The organism is Planococcus donghaensis MPA1U2, assembly GCF_000189395.1.
Taxonomy (GTDB): domain Bacteria; phylum Bacillota; class Bacilli; order Bacillales_A; family Planococcaceae; genus Planococcus; species Planococcus donghaensis_B.
This window is the reverse complement of the sequence record NZ_AEPB01000027.1, coordinates 57,286-83,491: the sequence shown is the minus strand read 5'-3', so window position 1 is coordinate 83,491 and position 26,206 is coordinate 57,286. Positions and strand designations below refer to the sequence as shown.

Sequence of the window (26,206 nt, the reverse complement as noted above, 5' to 3'; positions counted from 1 at the left end):
CTACAGGAGCCCTCTTTTTTCTTATGGTTTAAGAAAAAAGAGGGCTTTTTTTGTCTAGTTTCTCAACGGATTGTGAGCATGAACGATTTGAAAAACCAACAAGGCATGAGGAGGTCCATTCAATATGATTCAATTCGAAGGCGTCGCCAAAACTTACCACTCAGGTAACCAGGAAATCCATGCATTAAACGGCATTGATTTAGCTGTCGAAACTGGCGAAATCTACGGAGTTATCGGCTTTAGTGGCGCTGGTAAAAGTTCATTGATCCGTACAGTAAATTTGCTCGAACGCCCTTCTAAAGGACGCGTATTAATTCACGGAAAAGATATTTCGACTTTGTCTAGCAAAGAAATCCGTACCATCCGAAAAGATATCGGTATGATTTTTCAACACTTCAACTTACTAAATTCTAAAACCGTTTTTCACAACGTGGCGATGCCACTACTCTTAGCAAAGACACCTAAAGAAGATGTTAAAAAACAAGTTAAAGACTTACTCGACTTTGTGGGACTTGCAGACCAAGCACAAAAATACCCAGATCAATTGTCAGGTGGACAAAAACAACGGATTGGTATTGCTCGCGCCTTAGCTACAAACCCTTCCGTATTATTATGCGATGAAGCAACGTCAGCACTAGATCCTCAAACGACTAAGTCCATTTTAGATTTACTGAAGAAAATCAATAAAGAATACAACATCACCATTTTACTCATTACCCATGAAATGGGCGTTATTCGAGAAATTTGCAACAAAGTGGCGGTTCTAGAAGCCGGAAAAGTTATTGAACAAGGCTCTGTTTTTGAAGTTTTTTCAAATCCACAACAAGCTACAACAAAACGTTTTGTGCGCTCTGTTATGAACGATGAATTACCTGAATCCTTGTTAGCCCAAATTTATGATACCCATAGCGATCAGGCAATTTACCGGTTGCAATTTACAGGGAATTCCGTCGGTACACCCATTATGTCCCAGGTATCACGCGACTTTAACGTTAATTTAAATGTGTTATTTGGAAATATTACCGAATTACAAGGAGTTCCATATGGCAATTTAATTGTGGAATTTTCAGGTGAACTAAATAAGGTAGAACGTGCTATCACCTCTATTCGAGATAACAATATTCACATAGAGGAGGTTACTCATTATGTCAGTTAACTATGACCAAATTTTAGAAGCGTTGTGGGAAACCATTTATATGACCGGCGCAGCATTTGGATTTTCTTTATTGATTGGCTTTCCACTTGGAATCTTTTTAGTAGTAACACGAAAAGGTCATTTATTAGAAAACGAATCGGTATCTAGCGCACTAAACATGATTATTAACATATTCCGCTCGATCCCTTTTATTATACTAATGGTCGCTATTATTCCGTTGACAAGACTGATTGTCGGAACCTCTATTGGAACTGCAGCAGCCATTGTTCCTTTAGTTTTTTATGCTGGTCCTTATATTGCTCGATTAATCGAAAACTCGCTTCTCGAAGTCGACAAAGGCGTCATTGAAGCGGCGCAAGCAATGGGTGCTTCACCAGCGCAAATCATTTTCCGGTTTTTGATCCCTGAAGCTCTCAGCTCACTCGTTCTTGCATTAACAATAGCTGTAGTCGGATTAATCGGTGCATCTGCTATGGCCGGCGCTATTGGCGGTGGAGGTCTTGGGGACTTAGCCATTACATACGGATATCAGAGATTCGATACCTTCATCATGTTTATCACTGTAGCGATTCTTGTCGTACTCGTGCAAGGTGTTCAATCTTTCGGAAATATTCTATCAAGACGTGTAAGACGCAGTTAACACTAAACAAGCCCACACAAAATTGGAGGAATTATTCATGAAAAAAATTACAGCAACAGTATTACTAACATTACTTGCATTGGTTTTGACCGCATGCGGAGACGATAGCAACGCTGAAGGCACCACGAAAGTAACACTTGGCATTAGCGGTTCGGATACGACCATTTGGGATTATATTGCTGAAAAAGCTGAAAAAGAAGGCATTGATTTGGAAATACAAACATTTTCTGATTATGTAGCACCCAACTTAGCTCTTGCAGAAGGTGAATTGGATTTGAACGCTTTCCAAACAATTTCATATTTTGATGAATTTGTTGCCGAACACAATATTGATATCGTACCCATTGGCTCTACAGTCATCGCACCAATGGGCTTGTATTCCGATAAATACGAATCTATCGAGGAACTTCCACAAGACTCACAAATCGCTGTACCTAACGAAGCAACGAACATGGGACGTGCACTTTTACTTTTAGATGAAGCTGGCTTAATTACTCTTTCTGAAGATGCAGGGCTTACTGGCACAGCTGAAGACATTACCGAAAATCCGAAAAACATTGAAATTGTGCCAATGGTATCCGGTCATACACCGCGCGCTATGCCCGATGTTGCCGCTTCCATTATTAATAATGGCGTTGCAGTAGATGCTGGATTGAATCCCACAGAAGACCCTATCGCTCGCGAAAGTGATACAGCAAAACCTTATATTAACTTGATTGCAGCAAATGCTGAAGATACAGAAAACGAAGCTTATTTAAAAATCGTTGAATTATATCAACAAGAAGACACGACTGAATTTATCATTGAACATACAAAAGGAGCTCAAATTCCTACAACGGTATCAGTAGAAGAACTTGTTGACTATCAGTAAACCTTATCCCACCAAGGAGGCATTCTTATGGCACTTATTAAAGAGGCAACACAGTCTATTTCTCAGTCTATCGACGCAAAACGCATAAAATACATTCAAACGAGTCATGAAATTCATGCTCGTCCTGAAATTGGCAACCAAGAATTTTTTGCTAGTTCATTATTAATCAGCTTGCTTGAAGAAGCTGGATTTGTGGTTGATAAAGGTGTCGCTGGACATGAAACTGCGTTTTTTGCTCGTAAGAAAAGTGAACTTTCTGGCCCCACTATCGCTTATCTTGCTGAATACGATGCACTTCCTGGCATTGGACATGCTTGTGGACACAATATTATTGGCACAACGAGCGTAGCCGCCGCGATTGCCTTGTCTGAAACTCTCGACGCTGTGGGTGGTGAAGTTGTTGTTCTTGGCACACCTGCCGAAGAAGGTGGCCCAAATGGGAGTGCAAAAGGCAGTTTTGTCAAACACGGTTTCCTTGAAGAAATTGATGCAGCGCTAATGCTGCATCCTTCTGGAAATTCAGCTATCACAGGTCCATCGCTTGCAGTGGATCCACTAGAATTTCACTTTTCCGGTAAACCTGCTCATGCAGCGGGTTCTCCTGAAAAAGGCATTAACGCATTAGACGCTGTACTTCAACTGTTTAATAGCATTAACGCATTGCGTCAACAATTGCCGTCAGATGCACGTGTTCATGGTATTATTACGCACGGCGGAGACGCCCCTAATATTATTCCAGAGTATGCGGCTGCGCGATTTTATATCCGTGGAGACTCATGGAAGAAAACGGCTGAGACCGCTCGTAAAGTCCGTGCGATCGCTGAAGGCGCAGCTTTAGCTACTGGTGCTACTGTGAAAATTGAACGATTTCAAAATGAAGTTCGGGATTTAGTGTTAACTTCTCCTTTGGATGATGTAATCCGCAGCGAACTCGAAGCACAAGGTGAAACCGTAGCCGATTCACGAATTTCTGGACTTGGTTCTACCGACGCTGGCAATATCAGTTATGAAGTTCCAACCGCCCATGGTTATATCAAAATTGGACCTGAAACATTAATTGCACATACCGAAGAGTTTCGTGAAGCTGCAAAATCTTCTCAAGGTGATAGAGCATTAATCCGAGGTGCTAAAGCTTTAGCTAACACGGGATATCGTTTATTAACAGACAAAAATCTATTAGAACAAATCAAAACTGCCCATCAAGCATCTCTTCAACTTAAGCAACAAAATTAATGAAACGATGTCCTATATGGGCATCGTTTTTCTTTTGCGACAGAATTTTCTTGCTTCGTGGTAAAATAGAAACAAGACTGATTTTAGGGGGATTTATACATGCTTGAAGCGTTAATTGAACGATTAGTTCGTTATGCAAAAATTGATACACAATCTGATTTCACGAGTGAGTCAACACCTTCTACACCCGGGCAATGGGACTTACTGCATGAATTAGAAAAAGAAATGAAGAGCATTGGACTCACAGAAGTTGGAATGGACGATGCGGGATATCTTTTCGGGACATTGCCGGCCAACACCGATAAAGAAATTCCAGTAATCGGCTTTTTAGCACATGTTGATACAGCAACAGATTTTACAGGCAAAAATGTTAATCCAAAACGCATTGACAATTATGACGGTCAAGACATTCCATTAAGTGACAGTGTCCAAATGACCGTATCAGATTTTCCTGATTTGAAAAATTACGTTGATCATACATTAATTACAACTGACGGGACGACACTTCTTGGTGCAGATAACAAAGCGGGAATTGCTGAAATCATGACAGCAATGGACTATCTAGCTCAGCACCCAGAAATCGAACACGGAAAAATTCGCGTCGCGTTTACACCTGACGAAGAAATTGGTCGTGGTCCTCACAAGTTTGACGTTGAGCGCTTTGGTGCGAAATATGCTTATACGATGGATGGTGGTCCACTTGGCGAACTTCAATACGAAAGTTTTAATGCTGCGAGTGGTAAATTAACGGTTCAAGGGAAAAGTGTTCATCCAGGATCTGCAAAAGATAAAATGGTCAATGCTCAAACTGTCGCGATTCAGTTTCAACAAGAAATGCCGAAAAATGAAGTTCCTGAATTAACGGAGAACTACGAAGGATTTATTCATTTGAATAATTTCGAAGGCACGGTGGAATCTGCTGAATTAAGCTATATTATCCGTGATTTTGATAAAGAAAAGTTCGAAAGTAAAAAACGCCATATGCAAGCTGTCGCTGAAAGACTTCAGCAACAATATGGCGAAAAAGCAGTTCAATTAGAAATTGAAGACCAATATTACAATATGCGTGAAAAAATTGAGCCGGTAATGGAAATTGTCGACAACGCCGAGCGTGCAATGATTACGTTGGGTATCGAACCGAATATTGTTCCTGTTCGCGGTGGTACGGACGGCTCTCAATTGTCTTACATGGGACTTCCAACACCGAATATCTTTACAGGTGGCGAAAATTACCACGGGAAATATGAATTTATTTCTGCTGAGAACATGGAAAAGGCTACACAAGTCATTATTGAAATCGTCAAATCAGCTAAATAATGATCAAAAAAAGACGTATTGGATTTTATTTCCAATACGTCTTTTTTCTTATATAATACTTCTGCCATTTTGAGCTAAGGCGTAATGAATGCCGTGTTGTAAAGTTTGGAAACATTCAAATTTTGATAAATTGATGTTTGCTTCTGTAATGGTCTGGCTCATCTTCGCAGAAATACCAACCAAAATAGTTTGTGTCCCAATTAATGAAGCTGTCGATCCAAGTTTTTCAATCAACATAGCCGCATGTTGTGTGAAATTAGTATTTAAACCTGTCAGATCCAAAATTAAATACTTTGCTTTGTACTTCGGCATATTTTGCAAGGTTTTTACTAATAGTTCTTCTGCACGTGCCTCATCATAAGTTCCAAGTAATGGCACGACAACAATACCTTCTAGCACCGGAATAAGTGGCGATGAGATTTCTTTAATCATTTCACTAAGTTCTCGCGTTTTTTCATCTACTAATCTTTCGAGTTCATTGATTTTTTCAGCTTCTTTTACACGGGATAAGCGATGAATATTTTTTTCGATGGTTTCTTCCGAAGGAAAATACTGAATTATACTTTCTTCATAGCCGTCTAACTGGTGATGCACGACCTTGTACCAAATGTTTTCATTAAATAGCGATGAAAATATCCCTGCGTAATGGGCAGGTAAAAAGCTTCCGCCCTCTTTTTTCTCTTGTGCTACATTAATCAAATGCTCCCAGCTGTTTTTCAAATGAACTTCTAGCGTACGCGCTTCCATATTTAATTCTTTTATTTCTGCTAATCCCCATCCTGCAGAGGCATAGGTGTTGGTAATTAACCTTGCTGCCTTTACTACCGAAACCTCTTCCATGCCATGGAAGTACTCTCCTACTACAAGTCCTTGACGATATCCAGTAGATTCCAACACAACATTTGCTGCATCTTCGCCTGAAATTTCTTCAATCGAATCAAAAAACATCTTCATAGCCGTTGATGTCCAAAAAAGTACGGATTCTTGTCCTTCAAACAAAAATCGTCCTTTTTCCAACTCCCATTCGAAACTTAAGCCACCTACCGTGATTGCTGATTTAGTGTTCATTGTAAAGCTCCTCCCGTACATTAATTTTATCTTATCATATTTGTTATTTCTTAATAAGAAACTTCATGTTTTAAAATTTTCATTTAAGGAATACAAAGAATAATATGAAAAGGAAGAGGTGCACAGTATGTCAGAAAAAGAACAAGAACGTAAACCAAATGATAATGCTTCTATGGACAATCCGGAACAATATAAAACGGATAAAAAAACATTGACCGAAATGCATGAAGAAGAAATGAATGTCGATCCTATCCCAATGGAAGACTTAAAACAAGAAAAGCGAGAAGAAAAAGATAAACGGGGCACGAAAGACAGTTCTTCAAGTGAAGAAAAATTCCCTGAGTAAATAAGATGAATTTTCGTAAAAGTGAATCCTTTTGAAAAAGACCGCAGAGACTATTCTCTGCGGTCTTTTTATGCTATGATTCTCATTTGAACAGGAGTGAAAAGAAATGAAAAACTGGATTTATCCACTTATGGTCGTTGTGGCAGCAAGCTGTTATGGAGTCCTCTCAACTATTATAAAGGTAGCCATGAAAAATGGCTTTACCGCTGCAGAAGCAGTTACTAGCCAATACTTTATCGGGTTCGCCATGGCGGCTCTTTTATTTTTTGTCACACAACGCAAAATGCCTAAAATGAAAGGCTGGAAAATACTAGTTCTTTCCGGCAGTCTCACGGCTGCTACAGGATCGGTTTATGCACATTCACTTAATTTCCTACCGGCTTCACTGGCGGTAGTCCTGCTCTTTCAATTCACCTGGATTGGCATGTTCTTAGATTGTATTGTCAACCGTAGATGGCTTAAACGGACAGAGGTGTTTTCATTGCTTATCCTGTTTGCAGGTACTTTACTTGCGGCTGGTATTATCGGAACCGACTTGAGCGGAATTCCTTGGCAAGGTTGGGCTTGGGGAATAGGTGCCGCTTTTTGTTTTTCAGCATTTATGTTTGTTAATGGCAAGGAAATCCATGGCATGGATACTTCCGCACGCCTATTTTATGTATCATTTTTCGCAGCCATTGTAGTAGGGATGTTTCAAACACCTGAAATCGTTTGGAACGGACAATTATTCAATGAGGGCTTATGGATTTACGGCGTATTATTAGGATTTTTCGGTATTATTATGCCCATCTATTTTTTCTCGGTTGCCGTGCCGCGCGTCGGCTCTGGTCTCTCTTCTATTTTAAGTGCTATGGAATTACCAGTAGCCGTAATAGCGTCAGTTCTTATCCTTCATGAAACGTTATCCCTTCTTCAAATTCTAGGGATTTTCATCATTCTAATTGGCATGATTCTTCCAAGTGTCTTTGATCGAACGCCTAAAATAGTGCAACAGATTTAACGACCTGCTACTCTAGCAGGTCGTTTTATGTTTAGTTCGAATCAAAAAAGGAATAGATAACTACAAAGACAAAAGGAGTGGTATTGGATGAATCAAGAAGAAGTGAAAAAAGAGGCATTAAAAATACTAGAGAATAGTTATGTGGGTACACTCGCGACTATTAAAGGCGACAAACCCCATTCGCGCTATATGACTTTTTTTAACGATGATTTCACACTCTATACAGCTACTAGTAAAAAAACGCAAAAAGTTGATGAGTTGGAGGCCAATCCTCATGCTCATATTCTGTTAGGCTATGATGGTGAAGGAGTCGGCGATTCATTCCTAGAAATAGAAGGAAGCATGTCGCTAAATGATGATCGTGAAATGATTGATAAAGTATGGAACGAACATTTAGAAGGCTGGTTTGAAGGTCCGGATGATCCGAACTTGACCATTCTTGCCATTAAACCTACTCGCGTACGTTTAATGAATAAAAAAGGACAAGAACCTCAATCATTGGAATTATAAATGCAAAAACGGCTCAGAATTCTGAGCCGTTTTTTTATGTCTTCAATATTTCACGAAGCCCTTCTTTATTGAATAGAAGATCTTCAAGCGTGTATTCATCGAGTACCGTCAAATAAGCATGTAACGCTTTCCCTAAAACACCTCGAAGTCCGCACACTGGTGAAATCGGGCAACGGTTCGTAGCCGGATCAAAACATTCAACCAAGTGAAAGTCGTCTTCCATTTTTCTAACGACGGTTCCTACATTAATGTTTTGCGGGAGATCCGCAAGACGAATACCGCCACCCCGCCCTCTCACCGTTTGAATAAAACCTGCTTTTCCGAGTTCAAATGTCACTTTTGTTAAATGATTTTTAGATATATTGTATGCTTCTGAAATTTCTTGTATCGTTGTCAGCTTATCTGGTTTTTTTGTGCCTAAATAAATCAACACACGTAATGAGAAATCTGTATACATGGTCAACCTCATTTTTCTCACCTCTTCTGACTGTTTATTATAGCGATTTTACTGTTTCTTCGAAAGCAAATGAACCTCACTGTTTTAGCTGTAGTGGATTTAAGTATAAATCACGAATAGTTAAGTGAGTCGCTCAGCATTTGTGGGCTTTTTTTGCGTTTGGACAGTATTTTGTTGATTCGGACAGTATTTGTGGTCATTTGGACAGTATTTCATCGATTTGGACAGTATTCAGAAGAAAGTCGACAGTATCACCATTTACTGGAAAAAATGATCTACTTTAATGGTTGTGACACCTTTGTGAAGTTAAATGTGTCGAAAATTTAAAGGTGTATTTTAAATATATCTTTAAAGAGATTAAAGGCGTATAGTCAATTTATAGAAAACAAAAGGAGAGATTGACTATGTTATCAGTTGAAACAAGAACAATCATTAAATCCACAGTACCGGTATTAGAACAGCACGGAGAAGCGATTACAACTGTGTTTTACAAAAACCTGTTTGAAGCGCACCCAGAACTTTTAAATATATTTAATCACGCAAATCAAAAAAAGGGTCGTCAACAAGCAGCCTTGGCAAATACGGTTTATGCTGCAGCGGTTCACATCGACAACCTAGAAGCCATTCTCCCAGCAGTTGTTCAAATCGCAAATAAGCATGTGAGCTTAGGCGTCAAACCAGAACATTATCCGATTGTTGGCGACTTCTTATTAAAAGCAATCAAAGAAGTATTGGGTGATGCAGCGACTGAGGACATTATGAATGCTTGGGAACAAGCTTATGGCGTCATTGCTGATGCCTTTATCGGTGTTGAAAAAGACATATATACAAATATGGAAACTCAAGAAAATGGTTGGAGTGTCTTTAAGGAATTCACCATTATCCGCAAAGAAAAAGAAAGTGAAAACATCACTTCTTTCTACTTAAAACCAGTAGATGGCAAAAACGTTCCTTCTTACAAACCTGGTCAATACATTTCTGTTCGCTTGGCCATTCCCGGTGAAAAGTATTTGTTTAATCGCCAATACAGCCTGTCTCAAGCAGCACGCGAAGATGAATTCCGCATTTCCGTTAAACGTGATGCAGATAATGACCCGAACGGACGCGTCTCTGTTTACTTGCATGATGATATGAACGTGGGCGATCGTTTTGAAGTTAGTGCTCCTGCTGGTGAATTTGTTCTTGATACTACAAAAAATACACCCGTAGCATTTGTCAGTGGAGGTGTTGGCATTACACCAATGATGAGTATGTTTGAAACAGTCGCAACATCAACACCCGAACGCCCAACTGCCTTTCTTCACGCTGCGCGTAATGAATCAATGCATGCTTTTGATAAAGCTATTCAAAAGCACATTGACTCTATGGAAAATGCAAGCTATAAAACACTTTACTCGGATCAGCCTGAAGGCTATATCACTCGCAATGTATTAGAAAAATACGTCGATACTACAGGTGATGTTTATGTATGTGGTCCTGTTCCTTTTATGGAAGCAATGATCAAAGAGTTACGCATACTTGGCATGAAAGAAGAACAAATTCATTTTGAATTCTTTGGTCCAGCTGTAGCACTTCAAACTGTATAAGTTCTTCAAAAGCTGTCCATTTGGGCAGTTTTTTGTTCATAAAAATCGCTCTGCAAAAAAGCAGAGCGTTTTTATTTATTTTAAAAACTCTAGACGATTCCCAAACGGGTCGAAAACAAAAAAACGTTCAACGCCTTGAATACTATCATCTTCTGTTATTTCGATATTGTTCGCTCGTAAATGCGTTTTCATTTCCTCGTAACCCGCCACGCGAAATGCCAGATGCGCTTTTTTGGCTGGTGAGAAAGGTTCTTCAACTCCTACATGCAATTGCTGATTGCCAAATCCAAACCAGGCCCCTCCTCTTATCTTTAACGCTTCGGGTTTTTCGATTGGTTTCATTCCTAAAACATCCGCGTAAAACGCACTTGCCACTTCTTCTTGTCCTGCAGGTGCTGCTACTTGCACATGATCAATATGTAAAATAGAAAACGTCATAATCTCACTCCTTTTCTTCAGTTTAGCCATGCGTTTAAAGAAATTTCAACTCTCGCTTTGCAAAGCTCTCGCATTTACCGTAGCATATTTAACAAGAGGTGAACCGTAATGACATTTCCTCAACACGCCAAATATGGATTAAGTGCGCAATCTGTAGTAGTCGACCGCATCCCCCACCATGCACTTAGTCGAGATATTCCTATCATGATAGAAGAATTAAAGGTTTGGTGTGACACCGATAACGCGGGTGTCGCAGTGTCTTATTTTTTCCGGCAATATGCGCTCTATGTAACGGCTCAATTTAGTTTACTCCATCAACAAAATGGTTATTTTGATGTAGATTGGTGCGAATTACAATTTGACCGTGTTCATAATTACGGATTGCCCCTATTGCAAACGCATGTAAAGTCCGCAACATTTAAACTTGTCACGCCGGATAAACGACACCAAGCATTTCATGATATTCTTTATAAACAAACTGATGAATTGTTAAATGAGTTTAAAAAAATCATTAAAATTTCGTCCATTACTTGTTGGGAAAATATTTTAGGGTCTGTGTTGTGGTATTATGCTAGTTTAGAGCCTCGAAATCCCCGACTCGTTGCAGAAGATTTAGAGTGGCTGCTGCAGCATGAAAACTGGGAACCTATTAAAACCTCTTATCTAGCTAGATTGCTTGGAAATACTTCGCTACAACAAGCTGTTTCAAAACCGCTACGAAAAACTTGTTGTCTATATAAAGAAATGCCCGCTTTTGCGACTTGTACGTTTTGTCCAAATCCAAATTAAAACACCTCAGCATTTTGCTGAGGTGTTTGTTTATACTTCAAATACTTCGTGTAAAATTTTGCCCGGATCGTTGTTCATTAAGTTTTTGTACACGCAGCTTTTAGGTTTCTCATGAAGTGTTTTCGCAAATGACTTAGCGTGATCTGCTTCTCCAACCACATGAATCTCTTCCCATTTGCGTTCTTTTTTCAACTTCTCCATTTTACTGCCCATGTCTTTATAGAAACGCTCTAAGTTTTCTTTCAGTCGGTGGTCTAGTTCATCAGAGGGACTACCTCCACCACCACCCGTGACTGTGCTACCTGCACCAACACCTACTCGACCTGAACTGCGTGCGCCTTTTTGTTCTGTCCAAACTTCTAGACCAGAATCAAATTCATAAAAGAATTCTTCGTTAATAATTCCCATAGATGTGTCTATGACACGAATTCCTTTAAAGCCAGGTAAAACAATTCCTGCATATGGATAAGCTTTATACATATAGCGAAGCTCTTCTAATTCCGGCTTATTTTCCCAATGGAAACTCGTTTTCACTGGAACTTGTACGTAATGTACAGACCACAAATCATTGTGTTCTGAGGCAAAAATTACGACACCTTTTTGAAGTTCATTTTGATTGTCTAAAATTTCTTTTTCTACTTTTTTTCTTAAATTTCCGTATGCTTTTATTTCTTCTTCATTATTTGAAGCTTTTAAATATTCGTCTAATCGTTTTAAACCATTTTTAAGATGGATCTTCCATGCCCCATTTTGGGCATTCAAGTCAGCTGGATTAGTATTCAAATATACACTTAACACGCAACGGTCTGGACATTCAAAACTTTTCAATTCCTGAATTTTGTCGTATAAGGTCATTTAATTGTCCTCCTCTTTGTATTCCATCATCACTACCTGATTACCCTTAAGGAGTTAATTTAAACGAATTTTCCGAACCTTTTATTGTAAAACCGATGTTTAAATCCTAGAATCAGTGGTAAATATACCTTGTACAGAAAAAAGACAAGGGAGTTGGCGAACAAATGGAAAACATCAATAAACAAGTTGAAGAAAAATTATCGAATACAGACGAGCAGAAAAAAGAACAGATTTTAGCAGATTTCTCCGTGTTCATTAATTACTTAAGTGAAAAAGTAGAATTAGGCGAAAAGATGGGATTAAGCGAAGAGCGTATGGCGCAATTAGCTGAAAAAGTAGCATCTTACCTTGCGAAAAAAGAAGATCCTAAAAATAGTGAAGAATACTTGCTACAGCGTTTATGGCAGGTTGGCGATAAAGACCAACAACATATGTTAGCGCATATGCTAGTGAAATTAGCTAAAGACCAAAACTAAATTAAAGCAAAAGAGGTTGTAGAATGAATTCATTCCGCAACCTCTTTTTTTTTTTGCTAGAAATGGGTCTTCGAAAAATACCGTAATTAACTCTATTCGGTAAAAATTCCTATACAATAAAGACGATAACAATTGCAGTAATTATTCACTTAACGAAGGAGCGTGTAAAAATGAAAAGGCAACTTCTGTTTGGGTCGATTGTCGGCGTGTTGTTGGTAATAGTTCATCAATCAATTGATTTTATCAACATCCCGGCCTTGCAGCATTACCAACTTCCACGGTTTATTTTCTTAGCTGTTTTTGGCATACTGGCGTGGTCGATTGTCGGTGTCTTCAAAAAAATCTTCGCCCCTATAATCATTTTAGTGGTCGGTATCGGCCTAGTGAATCTTGCATTCCATGTATTTGAAGTCGAATTAAACTATTATGTGTTTCAAGACGAACGCAATGAAATAATCGATCAGCTATTGGCCGGAGAAATCCAGAAAGAAGACCCGACTCATTCAGGATTTGCTTTTTATTACACACCTCCAGAATATACATTAGCCAATAGAGATTCCTTTATTGACGCGCGCATGTATTCAGAAGAAAAGCATTTCATTTTTTTCCAAACAGCTACGCCACGCTTTCTAGACTTTATCGGCTTAACGGAAGGCTTTGTCTATTCTTCTACAGGTACATATCCAACCATGTCCGAGTTGGACACTTCTTATACCTACCGGAAAATCAATGACCATTGGTATTTTGTTTCGAGTGATAGCAAACGCTTTAAAAATTCTTGCTACATAATATGCGAACCACCCGAAACTGCTTATTGATGCAAACTTTCAAGATCACAACGTAGTTTTTAACCAACTGACACGTAACATTAACATTGTTCGCCAATTCTACGCGAGCACCTCATTCATTCTGTCTAGAAAATATTTTTATCGATAAACTAAAAGACCTTTCTTATTAGGAAGGCCTTTTTTCGTATAACTTAAACATTAATAGATATACAAATCCGCTCGCTATTGCCAGGATACCGAGTATGCCAAACGTCCATGAAAAACCAAACCAAGCAGTCATTGGAATGGAAATTGGCGCAATCATGCGACCAATTGTATAACGCATACTTGCAGCCGCAAAATATTGACCGCGCATATCTTCAGGCGCCAGTTTCGATATGAAGCTTTGCTGTAAACCTACAACCATCAATTCTCCAAATGTGAAAATCGCCATTGCTACAACAAATATCCAAAACCATGAAGTTAATGGGAATAACCACATCGCTAGTCCGTAGAAAGCAGCTGAAGCAAAGAAAACCCATTTCTCCGGAAACTTTGTCATCCACCTCGTCACAACTACAGTTAATAATGCTACGAACAATCCATTTTCAGCAAGCAAAAGTCCAAAAGACGTTTCACCTGTTACAAGCCACTCTCTATCAAATAGCGTTGCGACGGTTTGACTATCAATCGTTTCTTTCAAGTAAATTGGGATTAACAAATCTAATTGCATAAAGGTTTGAGCACCTAAAATTCCAGCGATGATGAACAGCAAGAACAGACGATCTTGAAAGATTAAGCCATATTCTTTAAACTGTTTTGAAATAGCACCAACCCAACCTATCGCGGTTTGTGATTGCCATCTGTCTACCATTGCTTGCGATAATGTTTCTTTTGTTAATAATTTCAACACTAAGCCAAGCAACATCGAAATGACCGTCACGACAAGCAATAATTCAAATCGGTATGAAAAGAAAAGTACCGCACCGAAAAGTGGACCTACCACCACTGCAATGTTCAACGTGGTGTAAAAAATTGCAAACACATCGCTACGGTATTTTTCTGGTACGACATCTGCAATCATCGCCTGACTGGCTGGCCAATATAATGAGCCGCACATTCCCGCAAGTGTAAATGCGACAAATCCTAGTTCAGGAGATTGCATCCACGGTGAATTTGCAAAGGCAAACAGTAAAAACGAAAATCCTTGTGCAATAGATGCTACAACCAACATGCGCTTCCGACCAAACCGGTCTGCGCAATACCCACCGACCAAGTTTGCTGCTACTGAAAAAACTTGTGAAATTACGAGTAAAAGTCCTGCAGTTCCTTTGCCGAACTCTTCAGCAAAATAAATCGCTAAAAACGGGAACACCATCCAATAACTTGTATTCATGAAAAATTCGCCTATTAAACGAACCTTTAAACTTCGATCCCAGTCCTTAAATCTCATTTCTAGTACCCCGCGTTCTTCTCTATGTCACATCTGCCCTTTCACAGAGGCGCTACTCAATCATTTCTAATAATTTATAGCTTATGCAAATATCAATCATTAAATCTTTTCTTTCTTTTGCAAATTGAATGGAAATCCGATCTTTGTCTCGTTCAACAATTTTGCCTGCCCCAAAAACGCGGTGACGAACGTGAACACCTTCACGCAAAGCCTCTTCGGTTTGAATCGCATTTGGGTTATCCGGGACTTTAACTTTAATAGGCGTTTTGGCGACGCTATTTTGTGTTGTAGCAAGTCTTTTTTCCGGAACAATCAACTTCCGCACTTCCCCGACAAAACGTGATTCATTGCCATGACTAATGAGCTCTAAATGCGTTTTTGCTCTTGTCATGCCCACATAAAATAAGCGACGTGCTTCTTCTAATAAATCAGGTGTTTCTGCATCTTCTTCAGTTGGAATAACGCCTTCTACCAAATCAATCATATACACTCGTTCAAATTCTAAGCCTTTTGAGCTGTGAAAAGTAGATAAGGTCAGCATATCGTCCGTTTTTTCTTTTTTGGCTTGTTGCGTTACTTGCTCTAATTGTTTAAGGCGCTTAGCAAACGCCGTCATTGAGTCGAGCGGTTCTGCGATTTGTTCTAATGTCGTCAGGATTTGTGCCAAGTATGTCATTTTCATACCAAATTTTTCAGCACGACTAGCAAGCATTTGGTCGTATCCCATTTCTCCGCGAATGGTTCGGATCACTTTTAATGGTTTCATGCCATTTAATGCATCAAACCATTTTTTTTGCTCAGCTAAAATTTTTAGTTGATACTCTTTTAACGTAATCGTCAAATTAATGTCATCAAAAGCATGCTCGCCTGTCGGGTTCATTCGACTGAGCATTTTCAATTGACTACTTGACCAATATGCATTGGTTTTAGAAGCGATTTTCGAATATATGTCAATGCGTTCTGGCTTTAAGCTAAAACGCATAAAGTTCAGCATGTCTTCTACAATCCAATGTGAAAAAAAGCGATTATCCGAATCCTTCATATAAAACGGTATGCCTAAACGTTCAAGCTCACTCATTAACAAAGTCGAAGATGAATTATTGCGATACAAAATAGCCACATCGCCGTACTCTGACAACTCTTTGAGTTCTTTTAATACGTATTTAAATTGCGCGTCTTCTGAACTTAAACGTTTCAAGACAATCGGATCGCCTTCTCCTTGTTTCGTGAACATGTTTTTGTCATGACGCTTTTTATTGGTTTTAATAAACGCATTTGCAGTATGAACAATGTTCTGAGAGGAACGATAATTGCGTTCCATTTTCATAATATAGGCATCTGGATACACGGTTCTAAACTTCAGTAAATACGTCGGCTCTGCTGCTCTCCACGTATAAATTGATTGATCATCATCAGCCACAACACACAAGTTTTTATGGCGTGCGACTAATTTTTCCACAATGGCATGCTGAATCTGGGAGGTGTCTTGACTTTCATCTGTCATGACATAATCCCAGCGTCCTTGGTATTTCGCTAATAAACCTTTATCTTTATCTAATGCTTCGTAAGCGAGTGATAGCATATCGTCAAAGTCCACTAACCTTACGTCATAGTTTTCTTTAAAAGCTTCATAAGTTTTCAATATTTCAATCGCACCAGGAAAAGGCTCTTTTAGTTTGGCCCATTGCTTTCTAGGCAACATCTTATTCTTTACGTAACTAATAAAAGAAATCAACTCTTCTAATTGATCATCTGTAATTGGCTCATCGTTTTCCGTACGGTACATTTCCCGAAGCAACTTTTTCTTATGAAGACCATTTGCTTCATTGCCTTCAATCATGATATAGCGTGAGCCCGAAAAATAATCGCGAGTGATTTGAAAAGCTAGACTATGAATCGTCGAAAAATCAATTGGTTGGAGTAAAGGAAAAAAGCGCTTGTAACGCTCTAGCATATCGTTAGCTGAAGCTTTACTGAACGTAATCGCTTTGATGCGTGACGGCGAGACCCCTTTTTCCTCGATTAAATACCCAATTCTCATAATCATCGTGGTTGTTTTCCCAGATCCAGGGCATGCGAGTAGTAATAGTGGACCTTCTGTACGCTCAACCGCTTTTCGTTGAATTTTATTTAATTGAACTCCAAGTTCCTGTTTTTTTCGCTCAAAGAATTGGCTCATAATAAGAGACTCCTTCATTTTTTCAATACTTCTATATTAACACAAAACCGGACCCTTCTTACGGGTCCGGTTTTAGTGAATTTGTCTTTACTGATTGTTATTCATCTTGCTAACTTTTAGTCTCGAACTTACTTTTGAGAAAGAATTTCACAAACTCGTCCCACTTGTCCATCTTCTAAACGCACTTTAATGCCATGCGGATGAGTGGCTGAGTTTGTCAGCAGATCTTTTACAACCCCTTGTGTTTTCTTACCCGAACGTTGATCTTGCTTCAAAATCACATTTACTTCAATACCAGGTTTCACGTCACTTCTCTTTTTGCCGTCCATGCTTAATCCCTCCTAGCTTTCTTCTACTATACGCTATTCTTTCAAGACCGACAAAAAGACGGGGAGGCATCCCCGTCTTTCACATTACTTTATATTAGAAGCGATCACGATCTGTCTGGTTTTCACGGTTCAATTTGTTATCTGTGACATTGGTTTCATCGTCGATATCTGCTTCCTCATGACGAACCGTCTCATTGATTGTTTCTGTATCTTGTACTTTACGTTTTCCAACGACAATTTCTTCAGCTACTACATCTTTTTTCGTAACTTCTACATGTTCTTCTGATACGGGAATATGAATATTTTCACCTTCTTGATAAGCATCTCCTGTTAACGTAGATTCTTTATCAAAAGAATTATCAACTGTTTCTTCGTTTACTGGGCGACGTTCAATATAAACTTCTTCACGTTCTACTGGTACTTCCATTGTTTGGTTTTCTTCGACAACGTGTTTTCCAACATTAACTTCACCCGTTTGTACACGTTCTTTGTCAACGCTTAAGCGTTCTTCATGTAATTGCACTTTCTCTTCTTCGGTGTGATGGTCGCTATCTTTATTTTCAAAACGGTTTGTATCTGTAAAGTTGTCTTCTGTCCGATCAGAGTCAAGGCCAAATCCTGTTCCTGACTCGTTTCTAGCATTTGTTGATTCAGTAGTATCTCGACTGAACGTATCATTTTTTGTATTATAGTAAACATCGTTTTCATCATTCGTATCTACTGTCAAGCCATCTCTGCCTACAGCTTCATTGTCCATATGGCTTTTACCTAAGCCTGCACCCGTTAAACCAGACGCACCCATTGTGCCTGCTTCTGTGCTTGTCGAAGTGTTATCATAAGGCGCTTTGCCTTCGTAGTTCGCACCGTATTCACGATCGACAAACAATAAAATTTTCCCGTTTTGCACTTCATTGTAATAGCGATCGGCTTCGTCTTTGTCTACTCCCATTCCTGAAAATGCTTCACGTGTTGAATCATCTCCTGATAAGAAGCCCATAAATTTGTCCATCCAATTTCCTTCAGCTGATTTATAATCTACGTCTGTTCGTCCTCGTAACATTGAGATTTGGTCTTCATCTCGTGACATGACATACATATCATCTTCACGCGAACCTTGTGCTTTTAGCTCTTCGATTTTGCTTAACACTTCTGTTTCCGTATCGAACGTGCCCATAAATTTATTGTTAGTCATTTCCTATTCCTCCATTTTTTGTTTTTTATATGGTTACTTATTCTAGAAAATACCCAATGCATATTTTCTTAAACCTGCTCGGAATGGACATGAATTTTATAAACTTTATTCGACTGTTCGGTTCCAATGTCGATGTGCGGCGATGGCTTCAATAAATAGGCTTGCAAAATCTGAGGCATTTTCTGTTGCCACAACCCCCGGTTGTTCTTTAATGCCAGCTGTTTGTAGCCATTTCTGTCCATCATGAGTAGCACCGATTGGCTTGTAATGATCAAATGCTTCTCCGACATAACGAGCAGCTTCTTTAGCAAATTTCTTACTTACATCGGGTCCACCTACTGCATAAATCGCATCGTAAAGCACAGGGTCGGTCGTCGTAAATGTATGATCGACTTCCAATTCTTTACTGCCTGAACCTTTTAATGTCCCTTGTGTTTCGCTGACAACTTCGTAATTTACACCCTTACCTTCTAACTCTTCAAGAACTTTCATCACTTCTGCATCGTTGAAACCATGGTCCACTAATACACCCACTTTACGAGTCGCTGCAGATTTAACAGTGTTTTCCATGCTTAATGCAGGCGAAGTTTTTGTCACATCAGAACCGCCACTCGTTGGTGGTGTCACGCCAATGTTTTTAGCAACAGCCTGTGCCATTTCCAAGTTCACATTGGCAAACATTTCAACAGCACCTTCACGAATCCACATTTCTTGGCATTTTCCAAGTTCAAAGCTAAATGCCTCGATAATATGGTCTCGCTCTGGTTTGGTCATGCTGTTCCAAAACATTGTCGCTTGTGAAAAATGGTCTTTAAAGCTTTCACTACGAGCACGAACTTTACGACCTTCCATTTTTTCTTGGTAATGTGCATAACCACCTTCCGCTTCACTTACAGGAGCTGGAGTGCTATTGGTAAACGAACTTTTTTGGTAAGAGACGCGTCCTTTATTGATTGTTTGACGACCAAATCCGTCTCGCTGATTGTTATGGAACGGACATACAGGTCGGTTTATTGGCAACTCATGGAAGTTAGGTCCGTTTAAACGCAATAATTGGGTGTCTGTATAAGAAAATAAACGTCCTTGGAGCAATGGATCGTTTGAAAAATCGATTCCAGGCACGACATGCCCCGGATGGAATGCCACTTGCTCTGTTTCAGCAAAAACATTGTCGACATTACGATTTAATGTCATTTTACCAACGATTTGAATTGGAATTTCTTCTTGTGGCCATAATTTGGTCGCATCTAATAAGTCAAAATCAAATTTATGTTCGTCTTCCTCAGCAACAATTTGAACGCCGAGTTCCCATTCCGGGAAATCTCCTTGTTCGATAGATTCGTATAAATCTCGGCGATTAAAGTCAGCATCTTTACCGGCAATCTTTTGTGCTTCGTCCCAGACAAGTGAATGTGTACCAAGTGTCGATTTCCAGTTGAATTTCACAAAATGAGATTTACCTTCGGCATTTACGAAACGGAAAGCATGTACACCAAATCCATCCATCATTCGAAAACTGCGTGGAATCGCGCGATCAGACATCAGCCACATCATCATATGTGCAGTTTCCTGATTATTGATGACAAAATCCCATAAGGTATCATGGGCACTGGCAGCCTGAGGCATTTCGTTGTGTGGCTCTGGCTTTACTGCATGGACAAAATCCGGAAACTTGATAGCATCCTGAATAAAGAACACCGGCATATTATTACCAACCAAATCATAATTCCCTTCTTCTGTATAAAATTTAGTGGAAAATCCGCGAACATCCCTTACTGTTTCTGCAGATCCTTTGGATCCAGCCACAGTTGAAAAACGGACAAACACTGGTGTCTTTTTGCCTTTTTCCGATAAAAAATTGGCTTTTGTTAAATGCTCCAACGAGTCATAAGCCTCGAATACACCATGTGCGGCATATCCTCTCGCATGAACAACACGTTCTGGAATTCGTTCGTGGTCAAAATGTGTCATTTTTTCCCGAAAATGAAAATCCTCCATCAAAGTAGGGCCGCGTTCACCAGCTTTTAATGAAAACTCGTCTTCAGCCATTTTCAGTCCTTGATTGGTAGTCAAACTTTTACCTGAATCATCTACACGATACTGTTGCAACTGTTCGTCTTTGCTGTTTTCATTCACTTTAGGTTCTTTTGCCATTTTGCCACTCCTTCTTCTTTTCTATTCATTCTCTTATTACCCTGTCTTCTTTTAAAAAACACCTTTCTTTATATTTTCCAAAAAAAATTCCCGTAGACTAATTAAAGTCTACGGGGTCACATTAAAAGATACTTAAATCCCATTCTTTCGAAATTTGTCTTAACATCATCGTGCCTGCTGCACTATTTCCTTGTACGTCAATTGCAGGACCATAAACACCGATACCTGCTCCTGCACGAAACTCGTATGTTTGCGAATGGAGCTTTGGAGGAACTGCTGCCATGATTCCACCAGACACGCCACTTTTTGCGGGAATTCCAACATGCGCTGCAAAGTTACCTGAAGAGTTATACATGCCACAAGTTACCATTAATACTTTTGCCACTTGGGCAATTTCGTCTGAGAAATGTTTAACTTTCGTGATTGGATTATATCCATCATACGCAATGATCAAACCAATTAATGCTAAATCTTTTGTACTTACTTTGATGGCACATTGCCGAATATAAATATCAAGCGCTTCTTCTACTTCAATCTCTAAGAACTTAGCTTCCTTCAAGTAATAAGCTAAAGCCCGGTTACGGTGTGAAGATGCCCATTCAGAATCGTATACTTCTTTATCCATTTCAAGCGGATGTCCAACTAAACTTTCTAGGAAATGCAAAAGAAATTCATATTTTTTTTGGCTTGTTTGTCCAGGTAGCAATGCTGAAATGGTTATAGCTCCAGCATTGATAAAGGGGTTAAATGGTTTGTTGGGGCGGTGAATTTCAAATGGCACAATTGAATTGAACGCTTCACCTGTTGGCTCTACATCAACACGCTCTAATACAAAATCCAAACCGTAATTACAACTCAACGCAATAAATGTCAAAGCTTTTGAAATACTTTGTAACGTAAATTCTTTATCTGTCTCCCCTGCACAATAATAATTTCCGTTATCATCGACCATACAAATTCCTAGCTGACTTGGATCTTCTTTTCCTAAAGCAGGTATATATTGAGCAGTAGTCCCTAATATAGCATGGCCTCTATTTCCTTCCACCCAAGCTTCTAATTGTTCTTGAATCCGCGGATTAGTTTGCATGACACCCCTCCTAAGTTTTCTTTTCTTAATCATGAATGAAACGAGCTATCTTTGTCAAAAGCTTGTAGACAAATCAATAAAACCTTCCCCAATTACTTAAGGAAGGTTCTTTTTTAAAGCTTGTCATACCACTCTTTTGCTGCTTCTACTTCAGGCATCGTTAGTTGATGCCCAAAATCTTCCCAATGCAATTGAACTTTTGCACCAGCTCCTGTTAATAGTTCTTCCAAGTCGGTTGATTCTTCCGCAGGGCATATCGGATCGTTGGTACCAGCGGCAATAAATACTGGAATATTTGTTAAGTCCGGTAAATTGGTGTCACGATTCGGAACCATTGGATGATGCAAAATTGCGCCCTTTAAAGCATTTGAATACGTGAACAACAAATTAGCAGCAATGTTCGCACCATTTGAATAACCAATAGCGATGACATTATTACGGTCAAAATCATATTCTTTTGCAGCTTCTCCAATATAATCATACAGCTCTTCTGTACGGAATTTTAAATCTTCCATATCAAAAACACCTTCTGATAACCGCTTGAAAAAGCGTGGCATGCCATTTTCTGATACGTTTCCACGCACACTTAGTACCGAAGCCTCAGAGTCAATATGAGAAGCAATCGCTAACAAATCTGTTTCGTTTCCACCTGTTCCGTGCAGCATAAGAAGAGTAGGTTTTGCTGGATTTGTTCCTTTTTGAAAAAGATGTTTCATGTTGTCGTATACCCCCAAATCTCGTTTCTTGTGTCATTCCCTATTTACCTTCTCATAAACTTATCTCGAATTAAAGGCAATAATTCCATACTTATCTAGTGGATCAAAAAAAGGCCATGGCGAAGGTGCCATGGTCTTTTTCGATGATTATACTTCTGTTTTCAACATATCTTGTAAATTTTCTTTTGAGAACACGTAGTTTTCATTACAGAAATGGCATTGTGCTTCTGCTTTGCCGTCAGTAACAATCATGTCTTCGATTTCAGCTGATCCAAGCCCTTGGATTGCATTCGAGATACGATCTCTTGAACATTGGCATTGGAACTTAACAGGCATTTCATCCAATACTTTCACATTTCCAGAACCCAATACTTCATTTAAAATGTCTTCGGGCGTCAAACCTTGACGCACCATATTCGAAATGGTCGGAATCACTTTTAAACGAGCTTCAATATCTTCAATAATCCGTTCTTCCGTACCTGGCAATAATTGAATAATAAATCCACCCGAAGCTTGAATCGTATTATCCGGGTTTACAATAACACCTACGCCTACAGAAGACGGAATTTGTTCCGACGTCGTAATGTAGTGTGTAAAATCTTCACCTAATTCACCGGAGACTATAGGAACTTGTCCAACAAACGGTTGAAGCAATCCAATGTCTTTTGAAACCGCTAAAGTTCCTTCTGTCCCAACTGCTCTTTTAACATCTAATTTGCCTTGCTCATTTAAATCAAAGTGAGTTAATGGATTGCTTACATATCCTCGAACTTCGCCTTTCGCATTTGCATCCACTAAAATAGTCCCGATAGGACCACCGCCATTTATACGGATGGTTAATTTTTCTTCGCCTTTCATCATAGCGCCTAACATGACGCTAGCTGTCATTGATCGGCCTAATGCTGCAGAAGCGGTTGGCCATGTATAATGGCGTCGCTGTGCTTCTCCAACTGTTTCTGTTGTCCGTGCAGCGTAAGCACGCACTTGTCCATCATAAGCTAAAGCTCTTACTAAATAATCGTTCATATCGTTCTTCCTTTCTCTACGTGAGCTTCCTATGCTTAAATTACTTGTTTTTTCATACGTACTTTGTCCGGTGTAACATCATCCCCAAGAGGGTCAATAACTTTCATGCTTGTAACAGTTGATTCTACTTGCCCACGAATTGCGCGTAAATAATCTTCGCGTAACACTTGGCGTTCTACTGTTTCAGCATTTGTTAGTCCTTCTTGACGTGCTTTTTGTGCCAATTGATTAATGCGCGGTAAAATATCTATCATCATAATTCCTCTTTTCCGTTAAGTTACTAGTTTATGTTCTAGCCAATCGGCCAATTCGGTCGCTTTCTTTTGAAATCGCTGTTCTTTCATCTTTCGTGAAAGAGACTCAATTGTTTCTTGCTCCATGCGAGAACGCCATGCGCTTTCAGCTTCTACCATTAACTCTGTTAGTAGACAGCAACGTTCTGGTTCTTCGAGCTCTAACAAATCACTCAATACTCCGCTCGGAGAATAAAGCGATTGCTGCCCTTCAATGGCCACATATATATCAAATACATTAATGTCTTCTGGTTTCTTGTTAAGTTTAAATCCGCCTTTGACTCCTGGTACAGATGTGATCAAGCCTGCACTGACCAGTTTTCTTAATAGTTTTTGAAAATAGGTAGGAGAAGTTCCTAACTGCTGACTAATAGCTTCACCTGGAAGAACTGCTTTCTCCGGAAGCATATTCAATAACAATACTGCATATACCGATTGCTCTACACCTGGTTTCATATGCACCCAAATCACCCTCTTTCAATTACGGACAATAACTATCCTTGTTATCTACAATATACCATCTCGAATTAAAAGTAAATACTTTTGCTTACAGGGTCGAAGAAAAGAAAAAGCCATCCAATGACGGATGGCTTTCAGACTGTGACAAAGTCTATTGAAAATGTATCGTTGTGTATAACCACAACCGTTCCAGCCACTGCGCTTTCCATGGGCTCAGCTTCAGCCTCCTCGTCACTGAAAACCCATGCTCCTGCATCGCTGCGCTAGCTTCGTCGCAAAAGCTTGTCCTCGCAGGCTTCGGCCAATGCTATTCCTGCGGGGTCTTCAGCTTTCGCTGTCCCATAGGAGTCTTCGTGGCCAGAACGGTTGTTAGGATATAGCTCTAATTAGAAAGAGTAACCAGTAATTCCACTTTTCAAGAGAATTAATGAATAATCACACAAGGATCCGAAGCGCAATGCGGCGACTCCTGCGGAAAAACGGAGTGATGAGACCCCGCAGGAGCTTGCGACGAGGAGGCTCAGCGCTTCGTCCGCGGAAAGCGTCCGCATGGAGCGAAGGATCCAGTATATAGGATAAGATGAATATTCATTCGTTAACTAACAAAATAATTCTTCTGTCTACAAGCTGAAAGCCATCCAATGATGGATGGCTTTTTCTTCAGGATTATTCACATATTCACTGTATTGGTTTACACAATACCCGATACTGCACCGTAAACGAGCGCCATTAAAATAACGAGCGCCGGATGGACTTTTCTAATTTCCAATAACCAATAGCTGACAACAATTAATACGACTGTTTGTATCGTACCTGAGCTATCGATAGAGGTCATAAAAAACTGAAATGTCATTGCACCAAGTAATACAGCAATAACCGGTCGAACCAGTTTGGTAATATTTTTGACTTTCGGAGAATCTTTGTATTTTAAGAGTGTCACCATTAATAACACCATTAAAATAAGCGATGGTGCGACAGAGGCAAATAAAGCGACAGTTGCGCCGAGTACGCCACCTTCTGCATAACCGATATACCCTGCCATTTTTGTAGCAATCGGACCTGGTAACGCATTTCCTAACGCCAGAACTTCTCCAAATTCTTGCGTAGTCATCCACCCATAACGATCCACCACTTCTTTTTCTACAAGGGGAATCGAAGCCGGTCCGCCACCATATCCTAATATGCCTGGAATAAAAAATGCTAAAAAGATAGACCAATAAATCATTTTACCTTGCCTCCTTTTTTAAAAGAAGTTAAGGAAACGATTAAAACACCTAATATGACAATTGCTGGATGAATGTGCAAAATCTCTAACAAAACAATAGCGATAGCTGTAAACAAAATGGCGCGTCCGATTCCGAGTGCTTTTCCTGATTTTTGAAAAAAGTCCCATGTCAGAATAGCAAGCATAACGCCAACAACTGGAACTACCGCAGCCGACATGCTGTTAACCCAATCGAGCCCTTTGTATTTTTGTAAAATGCCCAATAAGATGATCATCAAAATCGCCGTTGGAACAACTGTAGCAATAAGGGCTACAATGCAGCCAATTACGCCATTAACACGATAACCAATGTAACCTGCCATTTTTGTAGCAATGGGGCCTGGCATCGTATTTCCTAAAGCTAAGGTATCCCCGAATTCATCTTCTGTCATCCATTTATAATTGACGACAGCTTCTCGGTGGAAAAGTGGGATTGCAGCAGGTCCCCCGCCAAACCCTAGAAGACCTACACGGAAAAAGGCTAAAAAAAGATCGATATTTACTTTCAGCTTGGAACTTCCCATTTGCTCTTCCCCCACTTTCTT

The 26,206-nt window shown here is 39.6% G+C and carries 28 protein-coding genes; 12 read left to right on the top strand and 16 right to left on the bottom strand.

The window, feature by feature from the left end; translation table 11 throughout:
• The first annotated feature begins 124 nt into the window (after positions 1-124).
• From GPDM_RS07510 to pepT, 5 genes are all read left to right on the top strand, one after another.
• Positions 125-1,156 (top strand): methionine ABC transporter ATP-binding protein, encoded by a 1,032-nt coding sequence (locus GPDM_RS07510; protein WP_008430342.1) that lies wholly within the window; start codon positions 125-127, stop codon positions 1,154-1,156.
• Complete coding sequence (locus tag GPDM_RS07505; RefSeq protein WP_008430341.1) at positions 1,146-1,796, top strand: methionine ABC transporter permease; 651 nt, start codon at positions 1,146-1,148, stop codon at positions 1,794-1,796. Before GPDM_RS07510 ends, GPDM_RS07505 begins: the two co-directional genes overlap by 11 nt.
• 37 nt (positions 1,797-1,833) lie before the next feature.
• Positions 1,834-2,667, top strand: a complete 834-nt coding sequence (locus GPDM_RS07500; RefSeq protein ID WP_008430340.1) for a MetQ/NlpA family ABC transporter substrate-binding protein — start codon at positions 1,834-1,836, stop codon at positions 2,665-2,667.
• A gap of 27 nt (positions 2,668-2,694) precedes the next feature.
• A complete protein-coding gene (locus GPDM_RS07495; RefSeq protein WP_008430339.1) occupies positions 2,695-3,900 on the top strand; it encodes a M20 family metallopeptidase in 1,206 nt (401 codons plus the stop codon).
• A 99-nt stretch (positions 3,901-3,999) separates the two neighbouring features.
• On the top strand, positions 4,000-5,217 hold the full coding sequence (pepT, locus tag GPDM_RS07490; protein WP_008430338.1) for a peptidase T: 1,218 nt from the start codon (positions 4,000-4,002) through the stop codon (positions 5,215-5,217).
• 48 nt (positions 5,218-5,265) lie between these two features.
• On the opposite strand, the gene GPDM_RS07485 is transcribed toward pepT, so the two are convergent.
• Positions 5,266-6,285, bottom strand: coding sequence for an STAS domain-containing protein (locus GPDM_RS07485; protein ID WP_008430337.1), 1,020 nt, complete (start codon positions 6,283-6,285; stop codon positions 5,266-5,268).
• Between the two features lie 127 nt (positions 6,286-6,412).
• Here GPDM_RS07485 and GPDM_RS07480 point away from each other — a divergent pair, with 127 nt between their 5' ends.
• The 3 genes from GPDM_RS07480 (at position 6,413) to GPDM_RS07470 (ending at position 8,141) form a co-directional block, all read left to right on the top strand.
• A complete protein-coding gene (locus GPDM_RS07480) occupies positions 6,413-6,631 on the top strand; it encodes a hypothetical protein (RefSeq protein ID WP_008430336.1) in 219 nt (72 codons plus the stop codon).
• Between the two features lie 106 nt (positions 6,632-6,737).
• Positions 6,738-7,631 carry an EamA family transporter gene (locus GPDM_RS07475; protein WP_008430335.1) on the top strand — a complete coding sequence of 298 codons (894 nt, stop codon included), beginning with the start codon at positions 6,738-6,740 and terminating at the stop codon, positions 7,629-7,631.
• Between the two features lie 87 nt (positions 7,632-7,718).
• Positions 7,719-8,141 (top strand): pyridoxamine 5'-phosphate oxidase family protein, encoded by a 423-nt coding sequence (locus GPDM_RS07470; RefSeq protein WP_008430333.1) that lies wholly within the window; start codon positions 7,719-7,721, stop codon positions 8,139-8,141.
• A 34-nt stretch (positions 8,142-8,175) separates the two neighbouring features.
• On the opposite strand, the gene GPDM_RS07465 is transcribed toward GPDM_RS07470, so the two are convergent.
• On the bottom strand, positions 8,176-8,610 hold the full coding sequence (locus GPDM_RS07465) for an RrF2 family transcriptional regulator (RefSeq protein WP_008430332.1): 435 nt from the start codon (positions 8,608-8,610) through the stop codon (positions 8,176-8,178).
• Positions 8,611-9,002: 392 nt separating this feature from the next.
• Between GPDM_RS07465 and hmpA the strand changes: the two genes are divergently transcribed.
• On the top strand, positions 9,003-10,184 hold the full coding sequence (hmpA, locus tag GPDM_RS07460; RefSeq protein WP_008430329.1) for an NO-inducible flavohemoprotein: 1,182 nt from the start codon (positions 9,003-9,005) through the stop codon (positions 10,182-10,184).
• 75 nt (positions 10,185-10,259) lie between these two features.
• Here the strand turns inward: hmpA and GPDM_RS07455 are convergent, their stop codons facing one another.
• On the bottom strand, positions 10,260-10,622 hold the full coding sequence (locus GPDM_RS07455; protein ID WP_008430327.1) for a VOC family protein: 363 nt from the start codon (positions 10,620-10,622) through the stop codon (positions 10,260-10,262).
• A gap of 108 nt (positions 10,623-10,730) precedes the next feature.
• Between GPDM_RS07455 and GPDM_RS07450 the strand changes: the two genes are divergently transcribed.
• Positions 10,731-11,411, top strand: a complete 681-nt coding sequence (locus GPDM_RS07450; protein WP_008430326.1) for a hypothetical protein — start codon at positions 10,731-10,733, stop codon at positions 11,409-11,411.
• 30 nt (positions 11,412-11,441) lie between these two features.
• On the opposite strand, the gene GPDM_RS07445 is transcribed toward GPDM_RS07450, so the two are convergent.
• Positions 11,442-12,266 carry a VLRF1 family aeRF1-type release factor gene (locus GPDM_RS07445; RefSeq protein WP_008430324.1) on the bottom strand — a complete coding sequence of 275 codons (825 nt, stop codon included), beginning with the start codon at positions 12,264-12,266 and terminating at the stop codon, positions 11,442-11,444.
• 164 nt (positions 12,267-12,430) lie between these two features.
• On the opposite strand from GPDM_RS07445, the gene GPDM_RS07440 reads away from it, so the two are divergent.
• Positions 12,431-12,742, top strand: coding sequence for a DUF3243 domain-containing protein (locus tag GPDM_RS07440; protein ID WP_008430323.1), 312 nt, complete (start codon positions 12,431-12,433; stop codon positions 12,740-12,742).
• 170 nt (positions 12,743-12,912) lie between these two features.
• Positions 12,913-13,560, top strand: coding sequence for a hypothetical protein (locus tag GPDM_RS07435; RefSeq protein ID WP_008430321.1), 648 nt, complete (start codon positions 12,913-12,915; stop codon positions 13,558-13,560).
• Positions 13,561-13,696: 136 nt separating this feature from the next.
• On the opposite strand, the gene GPDM_RS07430 is transcribed toward GPDM_RS07435, so the two are convergent.
• From GPDM_RS07430 to GPDM_RS07375, 12 genes are all read right to left on the bottom strand, one after another.
• Complete coding sequence (locus GPDM_RS07430; protein WP_039863105.1) at positions 13,697-14,962, bottom strand: MDR family MFS transporter; 1,266 nt, start codon at positions 14,960-14,962, stop codon at positions 13,697-13,699.
• Between the two features lie 52 nt (positions 14,963-15,014).
• Entirely contained in the window at positions 15,015-17,141 is a 2,127-nt protein-coding gene (locus GPDM_RS07425; protein WP_008430317.1) for an ATP-dependent helicase, read from the bottom strand.
• Between the two features lie 128 nt (positions 17,142-17,269).
• Positions 17,270-17,470 (bottom strand): YwbE family protein, encoded by a 201-nt coding sequence (locus GPDM_RS07420; RefSeq protein ID WP_008430315.1) that lies wholly within the window; start codon positions 17,468-17,470, stop codon positions 17,270-17,272.
• Between the two features lie 94 nt (positions 17,471-17,564).
• Positions 17,565-18,662: a YsnF/AvaK domain-containing protein gene (locus GPDM_RS07415; protein WP_008430314.1), complete on the bottom strand. Its 1,098-nt coding sequence runs from the start codon at positions 18,660-18,662 to the stop codon at positions 17,565-17,567.
• Positions 18,663-18,767: 105 nt separating this feature from the next.
• Entirely contained in the window at positions 18,768-20,816 is a 2,049-nt protein-coding gene (locus GPDM_RS07410; protein WP_008430313.1) for a catalase, read from the bottom strand.
• A 121-nt stretch (positions 20,817-20,937) separates the two neighbouring features.
• The gene (glsA, locus tag GPDM_RS07405; protein WP_008430312.1) at positions 20,938-21,903 is read right to left on the bottom strand and encodes a glutaminase A; all 966 of its coding nucleotides are present in this window, start codon (positions 21,901-21,903) and stop codon (positions 20,938-20,940) included.
• 113 nt (positions 21,904-22,016) lie between these two features.
• A complete protein-coding gene (locus GPDM_RS07400) occupies positions 22,017-22,619 on the bottom strand; it encodes an alpha/beta hydrolase (RefSeq protein WP_008430311.1) in 603 nt (200 codons plus the stop codon).
• A gap of 147 nt (positions 22,620-22,766) precedes the next feature.
• A complete protein-coding gene (gene hslO, locus GPDM_RS07395) occupies positions 22,767-23,645 on the bottom strand; it encodes an Hsp33 family molecular chaperone HslO (protein ID WP_008430310.1) in 879 nt (292 codons plus the stop codon).
• 35 nt (positions 23,646-23,680) lie between these two features.
• Positions 23,681-23,899, bottom strand: a complete 219-nt coding sequence (locus GPDM_RS07390) for a DUF896 domain-containing protein (protein WP_008430309.1) — start codon at positions 23,897-23,899, stop codon at positions 23,681-23,683.
• Between the two features lie 18 nt (positions 23,900-23,917).
• On the bottom strand, positions 23,918-24,400 hold the full coding sequence (locus GPDM_RS07385) for an RrF2 family transcriptional regulator (protein WP_008430308.1): 483 nt from the start codon (positions 24,398-24,400) through the stop codon (positions 23,918-23,920).
• A 688-nt stretch (positions 24,401-25,088) separates the two neighbouring features.
• Positions 25,089-25,622 carry a chromate transporter gene (locus GPDM_RS07380; RefSeq protein WP_008430307.1) on the bottom strand — a complete coding sequence of 178 codons (534 nt, stop codon included), beginning with the start codon at positions 25,620-25,622 and terminating at the stop codon, positions 25,089-25,091.
• Complete coding sequence (locus GPDM_RS07375) at positions 25,619-26,185, bottom strand: chromate transporter (protein ID WP_008430306.1); 567 nt, start codon at positions 26,183-26,185, stop codon at positions 25,619-25,621. Before GPDM_RS07375 ends, GPDM_RS07380 begins: the two co-directional genes overlap by 4 nt.
• Positions 26,186-26,206 lie beyond the last annotated feature (21 nt).